General features: G+C 63.6%; 2 protein-coding genes. Both read left to right on the top strand.

Features of this window, described 5'->3' with window-relative positions; translation table 11 throughout:
- Window positions 1-191: 191 nt before the first annotated feature.
- Window positions 192-299 (top strand): DUF3768 domain-containing protein, encoded by a 108-nt coding sequence (locus tag AX708_RS20230; RefSeq protein WP_156454520.1) that lies wholly within the window; start codon window positions 192-194, stop codon window positions 297-299.
- A gap of 87 nt (window positions 300-386) precedes the next feature.
- Entirely contained in the window at window positions 387-737 is a 351-nt protein-coding gene (locus AX708_RS03025; RefSeq protein WP_067489499.1) for a hypothetical protein, read from the top strand.
- The last annotated feature ends 150 nt before the right edge of the window (window positions 738-887 follow it).

Below are 887 nucleotides of genomic sequence, written 5' to 3'. Positions count from 1 at the left end.
TGCTGTTCCCGGCAGGAATTGTCCGCAGCGAAGGCTTCGCCGCTCCTGGCGAGAGCGAAGCAACAAGCCAGTTGCGCTTGCTGAGCTCAACGCTGACGATGACAGAAGTCTTGGGGCAGTAATCTGACGACGAGTTCTCCATGTAGCGTTCTCCGTGAGGTTCGACGGAACAACGGCATAGCCGATCCGGCCTGCATAGGATCTATTACGATGCCGAACTGACCTACGGATCAGAAAACCCTGCCGACGCTTCGATCACGCGCCGCGTCATTACGCTCATGCGCGCCGAGGACTATTGAGCTGAAGGTCCGATTGACGCGAACGCCGATGGAGTGACTGAAAGACGCGAGGCTGGCGCCCAACGCAGGATCCAAGGGAATGAAACCATGAGCAGACACAGAGTTCCGCTGCGCGACGGCGTCGAAGCCGAGACCGCCTGGATCGGATGGGACCGTCCGCTGAACACCTTCTTCGCGCAGGTTCTCGGCCCGCCCGATGCCGAAGGCGACCAGAAGGAACTGGTCTGGGCCGGCACCACCTTCTCGGAACTGACCAGAGCCGTTGACGCGGCCCGCGTGCTCGAACCGTGGTGCGAAATCGACGCCGGCATCGTCGCTCGGCTCGAAATCGACCGCATGGCGACGCTCGCACAACGGGATGGCCCTAACCAGATCGAGGCCAAGGGTTTCATAACACGCCTCGAAGCGATGAGCCGCCTCAAACCGGACGAGGCCTGACGCCCGACTTCGGCACCTGGCCACCCGCGCCGCACGGCGGCCTTTCATAGCAACTGCGCATCCTCGCCCAGACCCGTTCGGGCCGTGGGCGGATTGACGAGCGCCAGCGGGGGCTGTCGCACGGGCCGGGCGGAAGGCCCGGGGGGAGAG

The organism is Erythrobacter sp. CCH5-A1 (assembly GCF_001557115.1).
In the GTDB taxonomy this organism is placed as follows: domain Bacteria; phylum Pseudomonadota; class Alphaproteobacteria; order Sphingomonadales; family Sphingomonadaceae; genus Erythrobacter.
The sequence above is the reverse complement of the archived record's forward strand: the minus strand, read 5'-3'. Positions and strand labels throughout refer to the sequence as shown.

Excerpts from the sequence above, each read along its gene's own strand:
- AX708_RS03025 (WP_067489499.1), top strand. The coding sequence starts at position 387 with ATGAGCAGACACAGAGTTCCGCTGCGCGACGGCGTCGAAGCCGAGACC.